The sequence below is a fragment of the Rhizobacter sp. P2_H2 genome, assembly GCF_056403375.1.
In genome coordinates, this window is sequence record NZ_JBFUFP010001309.1 from 1 (window position 1) to 1,323 (window position 1,323).

At 69.2% G+C, this 1,323-nt stretch carries 2 protein-coding genes; both read left to right on the plus strand.

The window, feature by feature from the left end:
• The coding region (locus tag AC1D15_RS32605) for an extracellular solute-binding protein (RefSeq protein WP_477829322.1) at positions 1 to 664 on the plus strand (664 nt) is incomplete at its 5' end.
• A gap of 14 nt (positions 665 to 678) precedes the next feature.
• On the plus strand, positions 679 to 1,323 hold a 645-nt coding region (locus AC1D15_RS32610; protein ID WP_477829323.1), incomplete at its 3' end, for an ABC transporter ATP-binding protein.

Genomic DNA, 1,323 nt, shown 5'->3' on the forward strand with positions numbered 1-1,323 from the left:
CGGCAGCTGGTTTGCCGCGACCGGCTACATGGCCGCGTTCTGCGTGAACACCGAAGTGCTGAAAGCCAAGAACCTGCCGATGCCGACCTCGTGGAAGGACCTCGCGAACCCGGTCTACAAGGGTGAGGTGGTGATGCCCAACCCGGTGTCCTCCGGCACCGGCTACCTGCAGGTGGCTGCGCTGCTGCAGTCGCAGGGCAGCGAGAAGGGCTGGGCCTTCCTGAAGGCGCTGGACGGCAACGTCGCGCAGTACATCAAGTCGGGCTCCCGCCCGTGCAAGGCTGCGCGTGCGGGCGAGTACGCGATCGGCGCGTCGCTCGCGTTCGCGGCGATCCAGTCGGTGGAGGAGGGCTTTCCGGTGAAGATGGTGATTCCGAGCGACGGCGCCGGCTACGAACTGGAAGCCTCGGCGCTGATGAAGAGCTCGAAGAACAAGGCCGATGCGAGGCGCTTCCTCGACTGGACGCTGTCGCCGCAGGCCGCGGCGCTCTACACGAAGTACAAGGAGATCGTCACGATTCCCGGCACRCCGCCGTCGAAGGCCGCGCAGATCGCCGGGCTGCCGGCCGACCTCTCGAAGGTGCTCTACCCGATGAACTTCGCGCAGTCGGCCAAGGACCGCGACGCCACGCTCGCGGCCTGGCAGAAGGCGATCGGGCGGTGAGCGCGTCGCCCGGCATGGCGCTCCAGATCAGCGGCCTGCACAAGAGCTTCGATGGCTTCGTCGCGCTCGAGCGCATCGACCTCTCGATCGGGGCCGAGGAGTTCGTGTGCCTGCTGGGGCCGAGCGGCTGCGGCAAGACCACGCTGCTGCGCATCATCGCGGGGCTGCTGGCGGCCGACCGAGGCCGCCTGATGCTTGGCGGTCGCGACCTGGCGACCGTGCCGGCGCGCGAGCGTGGCTTCGGCATCGTGTTCCAGTCGTACTCGCTGTTCCCGCACATGACGGTCGCGCAGAACGTCGGCTACGGGCTGCGCATCCGCGGTGCACCGGCGCCGCAGATCGAGGCGCGCGTGGCCGAGCTGCTGTCGCTGGTGAAGCTTTCGGCACTGGCGCAACGCCATCCGGCCCAGCTCTCGGGCGGCCAGCAGCAGCGGGTCGCGCTGGCGCGCGCAGTGGCGGTCGATCCGGCGTTGATCCTGCTCGACGAGCCGCTGTCGGCGCTCGACGCGAAGGTGCGCGCCGAGCTGCGCCATGAGCTGCGCGAGCTGCAGCGCCGGCTGCGCATCCCGACGTTGATGGTCACGCACGACCAGGAGGAAGCGATGGCGCTGGCCGACACGATCGTCTGCATGAACCAGGGCCGCATCGAGCAGCAGGGC